The sequence below is a fragment of the Mycobacterium sp. NPDC051804 genome, from assembly GCF_044452905.1.
Lineage (GTDB): Bacteria > Actinomycetota > Actinomycetes > Mycobacteriales > Mycobacteriaceae > Mycobacterium.
In genome coordinates this window covers 630,180-645,701 of record NZ_JBITCD010000005.1, presented here as the reverse complement: position 1 = coordinate 645,701, position 15,522 = coordinate 630,180, and the positions used below count along the sequence as shown (strand labels likewise).

The window sequence follows — 15,522 nt, the reverse complement described above, 5'->3', positions numbered from 1 at the left end:
CCCCGGACGAACGATCTACTCGTCGGCAACTCGTCCTGCCGCCAACCTCTCGCGCAGACTTTTCGGCCGGATATCGGGCCAGTTCTGTTCGATGTAGTCCAAACATGCCGCGCGGTCCGCCTCGCCATAAACCACCCGCCAGCCGGCCGGAACATCAGAGAACGTCGGCCAAAGGCTGTGTTGCTCCTCGTCATTGACCAATACGTAAAAACTGCCGCTGTCGTCGTCGAACGGATTGACGCTCACAAGTTCTCCAGACCATCTAGTCGAAATGAGTGGAACCGCTCCAAAGGTTACTGAAGGTAAACGGGGCGGGTTCCGGTTTCGGCAAAGTTTTTGCTGTGATCCGGCTGGCAGTCCAGCAAACCTGTTGATCGATCGTGCGGGTGTCCCATGATCAGGTGCCGCCGGCCCAGACACTGCACTTGAGCGGTAATTTGTGGTGCACGGAGATCAGGCGGAAAACAGCGCCTTCAGAAGATGGCCGATGCCAACTGCCCAAGCCGTTAGCGAATAAGCCCGTGCGCGATACCGCTCACCAGACACCGCCTCAACGCCCGATCCCGCAGCGAGAATCTCCATTCTCATTTGCCGCGGGACATAACTGGTGGTGAGCCGGTTATTTCTCCTGCGATGAGTTCCCAAGACTGGCGCTATCGCGTGGTATACGAAGCGGAGTCGTATCGGCCGCTGCGTCTGCTTGCTGTCGTGGCACCGTCCGACTTGAAACCATTGGGAGTGCGCTCAGGGGGCGCTGCCGCACCTTCTGCGGCCACCAGAACCAGCGTCCCAGCAGCGCAGCTATCGACGGGGTCATGAAAGAACGCACGACGAGCGTGTCGAACAACAGACCCAACCCGATGGTGGTGCCCACCTGACCGATGATGCGCAGATCACTGACCACCATAGAAATCATGGTGAACGCAAACACCAGGCCAGCGTTTGTCACGACTTTGCCGGTGCCGCCCATTGCACGAATAATGCCGGTATTCAGTCCCGCACCTATTTCCTCTTTCATGCGCGAGACCAGCAAGAGATTGTAATCAGACCCCACCGCCAAGAGAATGATCACGGACATGGCTAGCACAAGCCAGTGCAAATCAATGCCCAGAATATGCTGCCAAATCAGCACCGAGAGCCCAAACGACGCGCCCAGCGAAAGCGCTACGGTACCCACGATGACAAGGGCGGCAATGAGGCTTCGCGTCAAAATCAGCATGATGACGAAAATCAGACAGAGCGCAGCGACTACCGCGATCAGCAAATCGAATTTGGAGCCATCTTGCATGTCCTTGTACGACGCTGAGGTGCCACCGAGGTACAACTTCGCATCCTTCAGCGGAGTGGTCTTCAGTGCCTCCTCAGCAGCGTTCCTGACCGCCTCAACCCGCGCGATAGCCTCTTGCGACCCGGGCTCGCCGCGATGCGAAATCATGATGCGCATCGCCTTTCCGTCCGGCGAAAAGAAAAGCTCCATCGCGCGCTTGAAGTCCTTATTTTCGAAAACTTCAGGAGGCAGATAGAAGGAATCGTCGTTCCTGGCGGCGTCATATGCTTTGCCCATGGCGGTGGAGTTATCCGCCGCCTCTTCCATTTGACCAAGCATTCCGGACATGGTGCTGTGCATAGTAAGCATCATCGTCCGCATAAGCGACATAGTCGCAATCATCGGCGGCATTTGGGCGAGTATCTGTGGCATGATCAAATCGAGTTGATCGAGATTCGTGACGAGCTCACGCATTTTGCCACTGACTTGGTCGATGCCATCAATTGTGTCGAACACGGATCTGAACGCCCAGCAGATCGGAATATTGAAGCAGTGCGGCTCCCAGTAAAGGTAATTGCGGATTGGCCTGAAGAAATCATCGAAATCCGCGACGTTGTCCCGCATTTCGTTCAAGACATCTTCTATGTCGTGCGTTGAACCGATCATGGTGTGAGTAATGTCGTTGAGTTGTGCTGTCAGTTCATACTGACGCTTCATGATGGTTATCATCTTGGTCAGATCATCCGCCTGTTTCAGCATCGAGTCCGCCTGCTTTTGCTGGAACGGCAACATCTGCACCTGACTGGCCTGCTGCAAGCTCATTTGAAACGGTATGGATGTGCGCTCGATCGGGTTTCCCTCTGGTCGAGTAATACCCTGGACCCTGGAGATTCCCGGAACAGCGAAGATCGCTTTCGCGAGTTTGTGCAAGGTAAGGAAATCTGTCGAATTGCGCATATCGTGATCTGTTTCGATCATCAGTATCTCCGGCATCATGCGCGACGCCGGAAAGTGACGCTCAGCTGCCGCATACCCCACGTTGGCAGATATGTCCTGAGGAACGTACATCCGATCGTTGAAGCTACTTCTGTACCCGGGCAGTGCCAACAAACCCACCAGGGCGACGGCCAGCGTCGCAACCAGGATGGGTCCGGGCCACCGGACGATCGCAGTACCCAAGCGCCGCCATCGTCGAACCGCGACAATACGCTTGGGTTCGAACATCCCGAACCGGCTGCCTACGAGGATCCCCGCCGGAATCAAAGTAACGGCTACCAAGACCACCATGAGCATGCCCACAGCCCCGGGGATGCCCAGAGTCTCGAAATACGGCAGCCTAGTGAAACTCAGGCAGTATATGGCTCCGGCGATGGTCAAACCAGAACCCAGTACAACCTTGGCAACACTGCTGTACGTGGTGTAGAAGGCCGTTATCCGGTCTTCGCCCGCTTGGCGCGCCTCGTGGTACCGCCCGAAGAAGAATATCCCGTAGTCGGTCGCCGCCGCGATCCCGAGCGATACCACTAGGTTGGTAGCGAATGTGGAAAGTCCAATGAGTTCGTGATGGGCGAGCAATGCGACAACTCCGCGGGCCACCTGGACTTGGATCCCGACCATCAGCAGCACAGAGATCACGGTGACGAGTGATCGGTACACAAAAAGCAACATTGTCAAGATCACTACGAGAGTGACTACAGTGATCTTGAGCATGGAATCGTCGCCGGCGGCGTTCATGTCCGCCATCAATGGCCCCGGGCCCGTGACGAAGACGGAGACTCCGGGTGGAGGCGGAGTCTTTTCGACGATGTCGCGCACGGCCTGCACAGACTCGTTGGCCAAGGCTTCGCCCTGGTCACCTGCGAGATTCAGCTGTACATAGGTGGCCTTGCCATCGCCACTCTGCGCGCCGGGTGCCGTCAGCGGGTCGCCCCAGAAATCCTGCACGTGATTCACATGCTTTGTGTCGGCCCTCAGCTGACGAATCAGTTCGTCGTAGTACACGTGCGCATCGGCGTCGAGCGGGTGGTCGCTTTCCAGGACGACCATGGCAAAGCTGTCGGAATCGGATTCCTCGAAAACCTGGCCCATATGTTTCATCGCCTGGTACGACGGCGCATCTTCGGGCACCTGCGATACGGAACGCTCTTTGCCGACCTGTTCTAGCGAGGGAACACCAAAAAACAGGATTGCGGTGATCGCCAGCCAGCCAACGATGATCGGCACTGCCAACCAATGGACCGTCCGCGCAACGAATCGTGGACTGCGTGTCTCCTGTTGGTTGCTCATACGACCGCCGGCAGTCCGAAGCTCGGTACGATCATGGCGAGCACGATCTCCTCCGCTTTCCCCTCACCGGCGAAGATGCGGCAGCCGACACCTCTCACGGTTGCCCACGTTCCGGCTTCTGGAGGAGGGAACTCACCAGTGGACGTCTCCCGAACTGTCGACGTGCTGCACTCTCCGGACGGGGGTGGACTCGCTGCGGCCACCAGAACCAGCGTCCCAGCAGCGCGGCGATCGACGGCGTCATGAACGCTCGCACGACCAAAGTGTCGAATAGTAGACCCAACCCGATCGTCGAACCCACTTGTCCCATCGTGCGCAGGTCACTTACCAACAGCGCGAACATGGTGAACGCGAACACGAGGCCCGCGGCGGTAACGACAGCGCCGGTACCTCCCATTGCCCGAATGATGCCAGTATTCAATCCGGCGTGAATTTCCTCCTTCATCCGCGATACCAGCAACAGGTTGTAGTCAGAACCAACTGCCAGAAGGACGATGACAGACATCGCGAGCACCACCCAGTGAATCTGGATACCGAGAAGATGCTGCCAAATGAGTACCGACAACCCGAAGGCCGTGCCGAGCGACAGCGCAACGGTGCCCACGATGATCAGAGCGGCGATAAGACTTCGCGTCATGATCAGCATGATGATGAGAACCAGGCAGAGCGCCGCGACTCCCGCGATCAAGAGGTCGTATGTGGAACCCTCGACCAGATCTTTAGCCATCGCCGCGGTGCCACCAAGCGAAAGCTGGGCACTTTCTAGCGGAGTCCCTTTCAGCGCCTCTTCGGCCGCGCTCATTATCGGCTCGACCCGCGAAATGCCTTCGGGTGTTGCGGGATCGCCCCTATGCGTGATGAGCATTCGCGCCGTCTTCCCGTCCTCTGACAGGAAAATGTCTTGCACCCTCTTGAAATCCTCATTCTCGAAAATGTCCGGTGGCAAGTAGAAGGAGTCGTCATTCTTGGCGGCGTCGAAAGCTTTGCCCATCGCGGTGGAGTTATCCGCCGCCTCGTTCATTTGTCCAAGCATCCCCGACATGGTGCTGTGCATACTCAGCATCATTGTCCGAGTACTTTCCATGGTCTCGATCATCGGCGGAAACTGGGCGATGAGCTGCGGCATCAGCGCGTCTAATTGATCGAGATTTGTTACGAGATCACGCATCTTCACGGTAATCCTGTCGACGCCATCGATTACTTCAAATATCGATGCGATCGAATGGCAAACAGGAATGTTGAAGCAGTGCGGCTCCCAATAAAAGTAGTTACGAATTGGCCTGAAAAAGTCATCGAAGTCCGCAATGTGATCACGCAACTCGTTCGTTATATCTTCGAGCTCGTGCGTCGTGGCGGTCATGCGATGCGTGGTGTTGTAGAGCTCTCCCATCAGGCCGTACATGCGCTGCATCAAGGCTATGGTCTTGGTCATTTCATTGGCCTGAACGAGCATGTCGTCCATGCGATCTTCCTGAAACGGCAGGTTTTGTACCTGGGCCGCCTGGCTCATGCTCATGATGAAAGGAATCGTCGTATGTTCGAGCGGCTCCCCCGCGGGCCGGGTTGGCGCCTGCACCGTGGAAATTCCAGGAACCGCGAGGACGCCCTTGGCGAGTTTGTTCAAGACAAGAAAATCAGCCGAATTGCGCATATCATGATCGGCTTGAATCAACAGGATATCGGGGGACAGCATGAGTGCCCCGGGGAAATGTCGCTTAGCGGCTTCGAATCCCGTGTTGGCCGCGATGTCTTTGGGAAGAGTGTCCATATCATTGTAACTGGGCCTGTATCCCGGCAGCGCCAGCAGTCCGATGAGCGCAAGCGCGAATGTCGCGACCAGAATGGGCCCTGGCCACCGAACGACCGCGGTGCCCACCCGACGCCATCGACGACCGACGACCTTCCGCCTGGGTTCGAACAACCCGAAGCGGCTGCCTACGGCAATGACCGCAGGAATCAGCGTCAGCGCGACGGCGACCGCCACGAGCACGCCTATAGCGCCGGGAATACCCAGCGGCTTGAAATACGGCAGCCGCGTGAAGCTCAAACAGAAGACTGCCCCGGCGATAGTCAACCCAGACGCCAGGACCACCTTGGCGACGCCGCGATATGTGGTGGAAAAGGCTGTTATCCGATCCTCGCCGGCCAGGCGCGCTTCGTGGTAACGCCCGAAGAAGAAGATCCCGTAGTCGGTTCCGGCCGCGATAACGAGTGACACCAACAGGTTAACGACAAACGTAGTAAGGCTGACAAGTTCGATATCACCGAGAAAAGCGACAAAGCCGCGCGCCACCTGCAATTGCAGGGCGACCATCAGCAAGGACACGATCACGGTGACGAGCGAACGGTAAACGACGAGCAACATCAGGAAGATCACCGCGATGCTCACGACCGTGACCAGCATGACCGTCCTGTTGCCGCTTTCGCCCATATCTGCAACGAATGCGGCTGGGCCGGTAACGTACGCCACGATGCCCGGCGGGGGTGGGGTGCGATCGACGATGTCCCGGACGGCTTCTACGGCCTCGTTGGATGAGGCCTGGCCCACATTGCCCTTAAGGTTTATCTGTACATACGCTGCTTTACCGTCAGAGCTCTGCGCGGCGCCTGACGTGAGCGGATCGCCCCAGAAATCGCGCACAAACTCCACATGTGCCGTATCCGCCCTCAGCTGACTGATCAGGTCGTCGTAGAACGCATGGGCAGATTCGCCGAGCGGTTCCTGTCCCTCGAGGACGATCATCGCGACGCTGTCGGAATCGGCTTCGCCGAAAATCTCTCCCATGCGCTGCATCGCCTTGAAGGACGGCGCATCATCGGGAGTTAGCGTTATCGCGTGCTCTCTCTCGACCTGCTCCAACGAGGGGACACCCATACTCAGGATGACCGCAATCGCCACCCACCCAAGGATGATGGGGACCGCTAGTCGATGGATCATGCGCGCGACGAATGACGAGCTGTGCCGCTTCTGATCGGTGCTCACGATCTGATCGGTACTCATGCGGCCTTCACTATGCAGAAGGTCAACGCGTTCACTCCGTCGGCGGTTCTCTCTGCCTTGACTTCACCGTCGACGGTGATGCGGCAACCGATGCTGCCGCCGGTGCCTTGGGCGACGAGGTTGCCTATGATGGCGGCCCCGGAAAGCTCATACTTCGACGACCACGGCAAACTCACGCCCTCAACAAGCTGTGGGTCAGCCTCGGGGTCGAAGTAACTGATCGTCGCCACAGTGCCGCTGGGACCGAACACCTCGTAGACCAATTCCTTCGGGTCGTAAGCTTCTTGCTCCTGAGCGTCGGTGTCGGCATACGCAGGGCGTTCGTCGGAGCCAAAGACGGTGCGCAGTCGCGACACAGTGAAACCCCCGGCGACGATCACCACAACTATGAGCAGCGGTATCCACACCCGCTTCAGCACTCTAAAAATCGCCGATCCCCTCCATCCCTCTCCATGCCCGGCTCGAACATGAAACTACACATCACCGTGATCCGCCAGAGGGATAACCCCCGGATGCGGCAAGCATCCGGGACCAGCCGGCTGGCGGCCACCGCAAACACGCAGTACTCGGGGAGCAAAACCCGGTTCTGGAGAGTAAAGCATGGCGTCGTTCTCGAAAAATGAAGTCTTACGAACGTGATACCGGACCGTAATGGATACGGTTGCTTAAAGACATACCACGGAAGTCGCGCAACTACTGATCGTTAACGTCAGCGAAAAAAGCCTCGCTGCTACGCAGATTGCCCTCTGACGTGGGGACTTAGAGAAAATATTTCGTAGTGCTGGGTGGCGATCATTCGTGCGGCCTTCAGCCGTCGACGCCCAATGAAATTGACGTTGAGCAAGACGCGGTCGGAAACCGCCGCATCGCAGGGCGCGAATACGAAGGAATAAATCCCCACTGATGCTAGTGGGAACGTGTGGGCCGGGGTCGCGCGGCAAATCGCAGCCCAGCAGGAACGAGGCTCGTCCGCTCGGGGAACGCTAGGGGCCGGCGGCAAAAAAGTCGAGTATCGCCGAGTTCACCACTTGCGGCCGTTCGAGGAAGCCCAGGTGGCCAGTGTCGGCAATCTCCCGATACTGTCCCCGCGGAAAAGCGTCTGCCACCTCGGCTCCGAGGTGCGGGGGCATCACGAGGTCGTCCGCGAATCCGATCACCAAGACCGGAGTCGTGATTACCCGGTAGACACGCAGACGATCGCTCGCCGGCGCGATCCCGTACTGGGTGCGAACCCCTGGTGTCGACTTGGTAGGCCACATTGTGAATGTGTCGATCCAGTCCCGAATCGCCTGGTCATCATTGAGGGTCTTCGGCGAGAAGTTCTCAAGCAAGCGCAGTTTGGCGTCGTAACTGGGCGGTAGTTGTAGGCCGGCGTCGACGAATTCTTGTTCAGCTACCCGAAAGAACTCTCGCGCGCGGTCGTGGCGTCCGCGCGTCGCCATCAACGCTGCCTGGCTGATCAACTCTGGCCGGGCCAGCATCAATTCCTGCGCGATGAACGAGCCCATCGAGGTGGCCACGACTCGAACGGGGGCAACATCGAGTTTTTCGATCAACTTCGCCGTGTCAGCCACCATCGTTGCCGTCGAGAACCCTTCCGCATTCGCGGTGGCGCCGACTCCCCTGTTGTCAAACGTAATGACTCGGTAGCCAGCTGCGCGGAACGCAGGCACCTGATGGATATCCCATGTGCGTCCAACTCCACCTTGACCGGAAATGAACAGCACCGGATCCCCATCACCGCGGTCTTCATAGGCCAAATCCACCACGGTGGGACGCTACTACGGAGAGCAACCTCGCGTGATTTGCGGTTGGTTTACAGCCGGAGCCAAACAGCTACCGGCCAGACGCCGAACGCCACACATCGCGCCGCCGTCCAGCGCTACCTAGGCCGCATGGCGCCTCGGTCAAACGGTCGCTCGACCACCAAAACCGCACCAAGCCCAGGCTCTGACGTACGGCATTCTGCTCGCAAACACGATGCCGGCCAACGTTGTCTCCCCGTACGCTGAGTCGAGCCGTGATGTCTGCGGCGGGTAGCCGGGGGGGCTAACCCCCGTCAAACTGGGCGGTAAACGGCATGGGTACAGCCGCGGCGGTTCCGTACGTTGAGGGTGTGGTTGCAGTCATGGAACAAGATGCCGAGCCGCTCGAGGCTGACACGACCGCGTCGCCTGCGCCTCGACGCATCGGGTTGGTACCCAGCGCATCGCTGATTGCCGGCGCCGCAATCGCCGTGGTATGGGCTTGGGTGCCGATATTGATCTTGATCGTGGGGATCTCGACGATCCCTTCGGTGATCGGGTTTGCGCTCGCCGCGGTCGCTTTCGTGTATCTCATGCGTGGCGTGGCGTGGCTCGAGCGGCTGCGGAGCGAAGCGGTTTTCGGCATGGACCTGGCGATACCACATCGAAAAAGGTCTGCCTACACCGGCTTTCAACGGTGGATCGATCAATTGTGGCTGGACATAACGAGTGTCCAATTCTGGAAGAGCTGCGTTCATCATTTTCTCCGAATGACCTTCGATCTGGCGGCCACTGTTCTCGCGTTCGCGCTACTGGCGTTCGCGTTTTTGGCACCAGCCGCCTCGATCGCTATAAGTCGAAGCGACGACGCCGGGCCGTCCTTCGTTCACCCCGCGCTGGCCTGGCCATTAGCAATCGTCGCACTGGGGGTCGCAGGCGCGATCGTGGTGTTCGCACCGATCCTCGACGCCAAGATCGACCTCTGGCTGCTCTCGACGTCGTCGGCCTCGATGTTGCAAGACGAGGTGAATGCCCTAGCCGACGCGCGGTTGGGTGCGGTTTCATCGGCCCATACAGAGCGACGCCGCATCGAACGGGACCTGCACGACGGCGTGCAGTCGCGGCTGGTGGCGCTGGCGATGACCATCGGCCTAGCCCAGACCAAATTCGACTCCGACCCGTCTGCCGCCAAAGCACTGATGTCGGAGGCCCACGAGGACGCGAAAACCGCTCTCGTAGAACTACGTAACGTCGTACGCGGTATCGCACCGACGATCCTTGCTGACCGGGGTCTGGACGCCGCGCTTTCATCGGTGGTGCAACGCACCCAGAATGTCGGAGTCTCGACAACGCTGAACGTCGATCTGCCCGGACGCATCCCGGAGGAAACCGAATCAGTCGCGTACTTCGTCGTCGCGGAGGCGCTCACCAACGTCGCCAAACATGCACGCGCGTCGCGGGCCGTCGTTACGGTGCGCCTCGACCAGGCTGAAAACCTGCTCCACGTCTCGGTGTCCGACGACGGCCGCGGCGGTGCGCAGATCGCCGACAGTGCGACCACCACCGGCCTGCGTGGTCTGGCAGAGCGGGTGCGCGCAGCCCGTGGCACGTTCACGGTCGCCAGTCCCCTCACCGGTCCGACGATTATCACCGCGGTGCTGCCATGCGCATCGTGATCGCCGAGGACTCGGCGCTGCTGCGCGCGGGCATCGAACGCATACTCACCGACGCCGGCCACGAGGTGGTAGCGAGCGCGGCTGACGCTGTAAACCTGCTGACCCTGGTCAACGACACCAAACCAGACCTTGTGATCGTCGATGTGAGGATGCCGCCGACGTTCACCGATGAGGGAATACGCGCAGCCGCGTTACTGCGGAGCCAAAATCCTGATTCGCCCGTGCTGGTGCTGTCGCACTACGTCGAAGAGCGCTATGCCTCCGACCTGATCACGTCGGATAGCCGCGGCTTCGGCTACCTACTCAAAGACCGGGTCGCCGACGTACCGGCGTTCCTGGACGCCGTCTCACTTGTCGGCGCCGGCGGCACCCTGCTCGACCCCGAGGTCGTGTCCCAAATCCTCGCGCGATCGAATCGCCGTAACGCGCTGGACCAGCTCACAGCGCGCGAGAGCGAGGTTCTGCAGCTGATGGCCGAAGGCAGGACTAACTCGGCGATCGCCGCCACCCTGCACATGTCGACCGGCTCAGCCGAAAAGCACATCGCCTCCATATTTACGAAATTGGGGCTGGCGCCCGATGACACCGAAAACCGCCGTGTCCTAGCCGTTCTGCGCTACCTCGAGTCGTGACCGAGAAGTCATTGAGGACGCGCTGGAGGTCCTCGAGGGTGGCGGCCGATGGACCCAGGGCACCTACTGCCGTGATGTCGACGGCGTCGAGGTTCACCCGGTCGTCGGCTCCCCGGGCGAGTGGGAACGGGTGCGCACCGAGCACGTCGGCGCGGGCGGCTATGTGGTGCGTAAGGAGTCCGGAGCCACGCCGTGCAGCTTCTGCCTTGGCGGGGCGCTACGCGAGGCCGCCGGCTACTGGCACGCCAGGAATAATCCTCACGCGGCCCAGGAGCAGGTCGACCGGTTGGAGAGCTTGCTATTACGGCTGGCCAATCCCGTCTCAGCCCTGTGCTGGCCGAGCTTGCAGGCGTTCAACGACGATCCGCACACAAGCAACGCCGACGCGGTGTTGTTGCTGAAGCGTGCAGCCGCCCACCTCGACGCGTAGAAGCAGTGCGCAATAGTGAAGTCGCCCCGGAATACCGCTCAGCGCCCTCGGGGCGGGGGCGGTGCTACCGTTCCCAATGGTGATAACTCCGCCGACGACAAGGGCTGATGGCCTTCGCACCGCGATGCGCATCGGCCTGGTTTTCATCGCGGCGGTGGTAGTCCTCAGCAGCATGACCGGTCTCGGGGCTGTTGCGTACGGGCTCGTCAACGCGCGCCTCATCACCGATGCGAGGGTGCTGCCAGCCTCCATAAAGATGTTGACCGTTGCCAACGGAGACGTCCCCGTCGCTATCCGCGTCGTCACCGACGCCGGTGTCAGTGAGCCCTCGGTTGGATTGCGAATGCTCACGCGCGCTGACGATTCGCCGCTCGTAGTCGAGTACCACGCCGGTGCCAGTCGACTCACGATAGGCGGTAGCCGTCCCGGTTTGCTGGGGTTCAGCGGCATCGGTGAGGTCAAAATAGTTCTTCCGCCGCATATCGCGCGAGGCTTAAGCGTATCGGTCAACCAGCGCTCCGGGTCCCTCACTTTCGACGCAGACCTCGATCAGCTGATCGTGAGGTCTGATAACAGCACCGTCACACTGGGCGGCTCGGCCCGCGTGATCGATATCGACGTCCACAACGGCGACATCAGCACCAGCAACAGGATCGCAGTCACCGAATCCTTCACAGCCGAAACCAAATCCGGCAATCTTTCAGTGGAGTTCCGTGCAGCGCCGCGCACTACCGAAGCGATCGCTAACGGCGACGTGGACGTCGGACTGCCCGCGCCAGGACGATATCGGGTGACTACCCAATCCGAACGGCCTGATGGCAAGACGACGGTCACCGTACGGGAAACCACCGATCCGAGCGCTCCTAGCGTGACGGCGCGCTCGAAAATCGGCAATGTAGTTGTTACTGAATTGCGCTGAGACTGGACAGAATTGGTTGGCTACAGCCAGAGGTAGAGGCCTGACAGCACCGCCCAGATGACGAAACAGTAGGTCTCGAACATCACACGCAACGGCATCGGCGCGCGGCGCAGCTCCATGAAATCCAGGCCGACAAGCCGTACCTTGATCGCCGCAATCGCCAACACAACGATCGCCACCATCGAGCCGGTGCCGTGATCGGCGCCGACGGCCCACGCGACGACGGTCGCCGCAACGAGAATCAACCACGACAAGCCGGCCCGGTTGCAGACCAGCTGAAGCGCCGAGGGTCCTTTCATCAGCTCACCAGATAGAGCACGGCGAATAGGACGATCCACAGCAGGTCGACGAGGTGCCAAAAGCAGGCGCCGCCTTCGATGGCCGACGTCCGCGCAGGACTGAATTCAGAACGGCGCGTCTGCGTCAGCAGGAACATCAGCACACCGACGCCGATGCAAACGTGAAAAAGATGAAGTCCCGTCAGGATGAAGTAGTAGAGGAAGAAATCGTTGGCGCCGGGGCCGTGACCGCTGGTGGTCAGTGCGACGTACTCAAATATTTTGAGGCCGACGAAAAGCAGACCGCACGCAATCGCTGCGGAAGCAGCTTTGGTGGCAATGGATTTCGCGCCGGCGCGGATCGCACCTAGGGCGATGACGACGCACAGCGAGCTGGAGAGTAGGACCAGGGTGTTGGCAACCCCGACTCCGATGTGCAGTGACGTACGGGCGACATCGAATACGTCGGGCTCCTTCGCCCGCTCCACCATGAACGTGACGAAGAAGACGCCGAACACGACCATGTCGCCGAACAAGAACACCCACGTGCCGGACTCGCCGGGGATCCGCCGGGCGGAAAGCTCGTTCGGCAGGGTCGACGACCTTGTCACGACGCCGTAGCCAGCTGACTTTCGGCGAATTCCTCTGCCTTGATGGACTTCAGCAGCACGACAGTAGTGCCGATCATCCACACGATGAGGGCGAGACCCGGCAGGTAATAGGAGAAGACACCATCCCAGGCGAGTGGCCCGCTACTCATGGCTACCACCACACAACCGGGTAGCGACAGCATCGCCACCCAGAGGTTGAGGAAGCCGTACCAACGCGGGAACGTCGAAGGATCGCCCTTGTCAGTGAACGACGCGATCGCCAGCGTCAGATTCTGCATCACGATGGTGCCCACGATGCCGATGAACCACAACCAGAAGAAGTCGCTAAACGCCTGGGTGATCTGCGGATCACGCTGCCCGGCTCGAAATGCGGCTGCCGCCAATGCCATCAGCGAGAACATCATCGCCGGTGTGAAGATCGCAGCTGCGAGCAGCTGGGTGAGCGTCAGCATGCCCCACTGCCCCTCCGCTCGCCGTAGACGCAGCACGATCACCGCGTGGAAGGGCAGCGCGAGCGCGGCCGCGAGCAGCGCCCCGGCCAGTCCGAAACGCACCCAAAGGTTTTCAGTGGTCAAGAATGCGTCAGTCTGCTCGGCCGTGTCCATGGGGGACATCGGCGGGAAGAGTTTGGCGATGCCGGAAAAGCACACGCTGTAAAGGACGATCATCGCGGTTCCACACCATGCGCCGACGCGCTGCAACTTCAACTCCACGGCTCACGAGGCTACTGGCGGATCGATGCCCGCTGGACCGATTCGCGAAAGTTTTGTCAAAATTGCCGAAACTGATCACAGCTGTCGGTTAAATCCGGTACCCCGACCGGTAAGCTGCCAGCGGTCAGGCCCTCGTAGCTCAGGGGATAGAGCACGGCTCTCCTAAAGCCGGTGTCGCAGGTTCGAATCCTGCCGGGGGCACATTGTGATGTCTCAAGACATCGGAATAGCCGCGGACCTACGTTAGGTCCGCGCTTTCCGTTTGGGGCCTTGGGGCGCCGGTGGTTGGTAGTCCCTGGGATGTCCCCCGACCGCCACCCTCGTCACGATGCAGAACCAACTGGCGATGCGAGAACCAACAGAGCCACTAAGGAGACAACGAGCGCCGCGAACGCAAGGGCGTGCGAAACAGCGAACCCAAGGCGTCGAGGTCGAATCCGTGGCTCCAAGCCAACCATCAGTCACCGACTGGGTGTCGGTGACGGCGGATAGCGTCATCGCTCATGCGCAACGCAGCACCATGACTGACCAGCAGGCCCGGTCAGGCATCGTCTAGTGAACAACCGGGCTGCCGTCGCGATCTCCGACCAATTCGGAAGCTTGGGCGCGAGGGACGCGTCACCCGAGTCACGCAGCCCGGCAATGGCTCGCACCCAGCGGCGGTCGTCGTACAGGTCTCGTGTTCAGGGGGGGTTAACCCCCAAAACTTGGGAGGCCAACCTCGTGTTGTCGCGCGGCCGCACTTCGTACTTTGGAGGCATGGCTGACATGAACACCGACCGGGAGGTCATCGAGGGCGCCCTGGCGCTTATAGAGGCTGACGGCGGATGGACCCAAGGCGCCTACTACCGCGACGCCGATGGCACTCAGGTGCACCCGGCAGTCGACTCGCCGGGCAACTGGGTGCGGGTGCGCACCGAGCACGTCGGCGCGGGAGGCTACCGGACACGCACCGAGCCAGTGGCCGCCCCATGCAGCTTCTGCCTGGGAGGGGCGCTACGTACCGCGGCTGGTTACTGGCTTAGCGAGCAGCCTTATGCGGCGCAACAGCAGGTCGATCGGCTGGAGCTACTACTGGTGCGGCTGGCCAACTCCGCCGAAGCAATGGACTGGCCGGACCTGGACGCATTCAACGATGACGTGCACACCACCGCGGCCGATGCGGTGCTGGTGCTAAAGCGCGCCGCCTCCGCGTGCAACAGTTAGTCGACCTGCCGATAACCCTGCCGCGCTGATTTGCGATGGCACGTATTGGTTGATGTTCACCGCCCCGAGATTCCAGCCGTTGGGGCTGCGGCCGCCGTAGATGACGGCGAAAGCGTTGGCGCGTAGATCACTGAACAGCGGTTAAGCCGCGGGGAAGGTCGGCTTGGTCTCGGCGTGCGCCTCGGAATGCTGGGTGGTTCGCGTCCGGGCTTCAACGACGTCTGCCTGCTTCTTCGCGTCAGCGGCCAAGGCTCGGGCTGCGGTGGCCAGCGATTCAGCTGCGGCAGCTTCCGCCCGCGCGCGCGCTTCCAGAATCAGCTGCGGCAGCTTTGGCCAGTTGTGCAGCCTGACTTGGCCGATCCGCGACCTGAGGTTCCATTTCGGGGTGCCGGCCGCCTGCGCCTGGTGCTCAAGTTCTTGGTGCTGATCCGCGTAGTACTCGATCAGGACCAACGCGACGCCGAGAAGCACCAGTAACGGACCGAACAGGAACGGGTTCAGGACCACCCCGGCTAGGCCAATCATTGCTAGCGGCACCGCTAGCAATCCCGCGGCCCACGGATACTGATCGATAAAGCCGAGGATTGTGGCCCGCGTTGCGAAAACCCGCGCGACCCACAGATGGCGATCAGGCCAATGAATGGCCATCCTCGAGGACGTCATAGGCGGTTCCTCCTCACGGAGAAGGTCGGCAAGTATCAGTGTGACACGTCGCGAGCCCTGAAAAAGCCAAAGCGGATCGTTCGCAGCGAACAACT

At 60.3% G+C, this 15,522-nt stretch carries 14 protein-coding genes and 1 tRNA gene; 6 read left to right on the top strand and 9 right to left on the bottom strand.

The window, feature by feature from the left end; translation table 11 throughout:
* Positions 1-15: 15 nt before the first annotated feature.
* From ACIA48_RS22905 to ACIA48_RS22885, 5 genes are all read right to left on the bottom strand, one after another.
* Positions 16-246 (bottom strand): MbtH family protein, encoded by a 231-nt coding sequence (locus tag ACIA48_RS22905; protein WP_396736751.1) that lies wholly within the window; start codon positions 244-246, stop codon positions 16-18.
* Between the two features lie 373 nt (positions 247-619).
* On the bottom strand, positions 620-3,553 hold the full coding sequence (locus tag ACIA48_RS22900; protein WP_396736750.1) for an RND family transporter: 2,934 nt from the start codon (positions 3,551-3,553) through the stop codon (positions 620-622).
* 94 nt (positions 3,554-3,647) lie between these two features.
* Entirely contained in the window at positions 3,648-6,554 is a 2,907-nt protein-coding gene (locus tag ACIA48_RS22895) for an RND family transporter (protein WP_396736747.1), read from the bottom strand.
* Positions 6,551-6,973: an MmpS family protein gene (locus tag ACIA48_RS22890; RefSeq protein WP_396736744.1), complete on the bottom strand. Its 423-nt coding sequence runs from the start codon at positions 6,971-6,973 to the stop codon at positions 6,551-6,553. Before ACIA48_RS22890 ends, ACIA48_RS22895 begins: the two co-directional genes overlap by 4 nt.
* Positions 6,974-7,537: 564 nt before the next feature.
* Positions 7,538-8,320 (bottom strand): alpha/beta fold hydrolase, encoded by a 783-nt coding sequence (locus ACIA48_RS22885; RefSeq protein ID WP_396736893.1) that lies wholly within the window; start codon positions 8,318-8,320, stop codon positions 7,538-7,540.
* A gap of 362 nt (positions 8,321-8,682) precedes the next feature.
* Here ACIA48_RS22885 and ACIA48_RS22880 point away from each other — a divergent pair, with 362 nt between their 5' ends.
* From ACIA48_RS22880 to ACIA48_RS22865, 4 genes are all read left to right on the top strand, one after another.
* A complete protein-coding gene (locus tag ACIA48_RS22880) occupies positions 8,683-9,975 on the top strand; it encodes a histidine kinase (RefSeq protein ID WP_396736742.1) in 1,293 nt (430 codons plus the stop codon).
* Positions 9,963-10,607 (top strand): response regulator, encoded by a 645-nt coding sequence (locus ACIA48_RS22875; protein WP_396736739.1) that lies wholly within the window; start codon positions 9,963-9,965, stop codon positions 10,605-10,607. The genes ACIA48_RS22880 and ACIA48_RS22875 overlap by 13 nt, the downstream gene beginning before the upstream one ends.
* Before the next feature lie 130 nt (positions 10,608-10,737).
* On the top strand, positions 10,738-11,037 hold the full coding sequence (locus tag ACIA48_RS22870) for a hypothetical protein (RefSeq protein WP_396736736.1): 300 nt from the start codon (positions 10,738-10,740) through the stop codon (positions 11,035-11,037).
* Positions 11,038-11,161: 124 nt separating this feature from the next.
* A complete protein-coding gene (locus ACIA48_RS22865; RefSeq protein ID WP_396736733.1) occupies positions 11,162-11,956 on the top strand; it encodes a hypothetical protein in 795 nt (264 codons plus the stop codon).
* A gap of 20 nt (positions 11,957-11,976) precedes the next feature.
* Here the strand turns inward: ACIA48_RS22865 and ACIA48_RS22860 are convergent, their stop codons facing one another.
* The 3 genes from ACIA48_RS22860 to ACIA48_RS22850 are packed head-to-tail and all read right to left on the bottom strand — an operon-like array spanning position 11,977 to position 13,513.
* Positions 11,977-12,255, bottom strand: a complete 279-nt coding sequence (locus ACIA48_RS22860) for a cytochrome C oxidase subunit IV family protein (RefSeq protein WP_396736730.1) — start codon at positions 12,253-12,255, stop codon at positions 11,977-11,979.
* Complete coding sequence (locus tag ACIA48_RS22855) at positions 12,255-12,845, bottom strand: cytochrome c oxidase subunit 3 (RefSeq protein WP_396736727.1); 591 nt, start codon at positions 12,843-12,845, stop codon at positions 12,255-12,257. Before ACIA48_RS22855 ends, ACIA48_RS22860 begins: the two co-directional genes overlap by 1 nt.
* Positions 12,842-13,513, bottom strand: coding sequence for a hypothetical protein (locus ACIA48_RS22850; protein ID WP_396736890.1), 672 nt, complete (start codon positions 13,511-13,513; stop codon positions 12,842-12,844). Before ACIA48_RS22850 ends, ACIA48_RS22855 begins: the two co-directional genes overlap by 4 nt.
* Positions 13,514-13,686: 173 nt before the next feature.
* On the opposite strand from ACIA48_RS22850, the gene ACIA48_RS22845 reads away from it, so the two are divergent.
* Positions 13,687-13,759: transfer RNA gene (locus ACIA48_RS22845), tRNA-Arg, on the top strand.
* A 558-nt stretch (positions 13,760-14,317) separates the two neighbouring features.
* Positions 14,318-14,764, top strand: coding sequence for a hypothetical protein (locus ACIA48_RS22840; RefSeq protein WP_396736725.1), 447 nt, complete (start codon positions 14,318-14,320; stop codon positions 14,762-14,764).
* 141 nt (positions 14,765-14,905) lie between these two features.
* Here the strand turns inward: ACIA48_RS22840 and ACIA48_RS22835 are convergent, their stop codons facing one another.
* Positions 14,906-15,427: a hypothetical protein gene (locus ACIA48_RS22835; RefSeq protein ID WP_396736722.1), complete on the bottom strand. Its 522-nt coding sequence runs from the start codon at positions 15,425-15,427 to the stop codon at positions 14,906-14,908.
* Positions 15,428-15,522: the final 95 nt, after the last annotated feature.

Bases quoted from the DNA above. Each gene is read 5' to 3' on its own strand.
- ACIA48_RS22900 (WP_396736750.1), bottom strand. From the start codon at position 3,553: ATGAGCAACCAACAGGAGACACGCAGTCCACGATTCGTTGCGCGGACG.
- ACIA48_RS22895 (WP_396736747.1), bottom strand. From the start codon at position 6,554: ATGAGTACCGATCAGATCGTGAGCACCGATCAGAAGCGGCACAGCTCG.
- ACIA48_RS22880 (WP_396736742.1), top strand. From the start codon at position 8,683: ATGGAACAAGATGCCGAGCCGCTCGAGGCTGACACGACCGCGTCGCCT.
- ACIA48_RS22875 (WP_396736739.1), top strand. From the start codon at position 9,963: ATGCGCATCGTGATCGCCGAGGACTCGGCGCTGCTGCGCGCGGGCATC.
- ACIA48_RS22865 (WP_396736733.1), top strand. From the start codon at position 11,162: ATGCGCATCGGCCTGGTTTTCATCGCGGCGGTGGTAGTCCTCAGCAGC.
- ACIA48_RS22860 (WP_396736730.1), bottom strand. From the start codon at position 12,255: ATGAAAGGACCCTCGGCGCTTCAGCTGGTCTGCAACCGGGCCGGCTTG.
- ACIA48_RS22850 (WP_396736890.1), bottom strand. From the start codon at position 13,513: ATGATCGTCCTTTACAGCGTGTGCTTTTCCGGCATCGCCAAACTCTTC.
- ACIA48_RS22840 (WP_396736725.1), top strand. From the start codon at position 14,318: ATGGCTGACATGAACACCGACCGGGAGGTCATCGAGGGCGCCCTGGCG.
- ACIA48_RS22835 (WP_396736722.1), bottom strand. From the start codon at position 15,427: ATGACGTCCTCGAGGATGGCCATTCATTGGCCTGATCGCCATCTGTGG.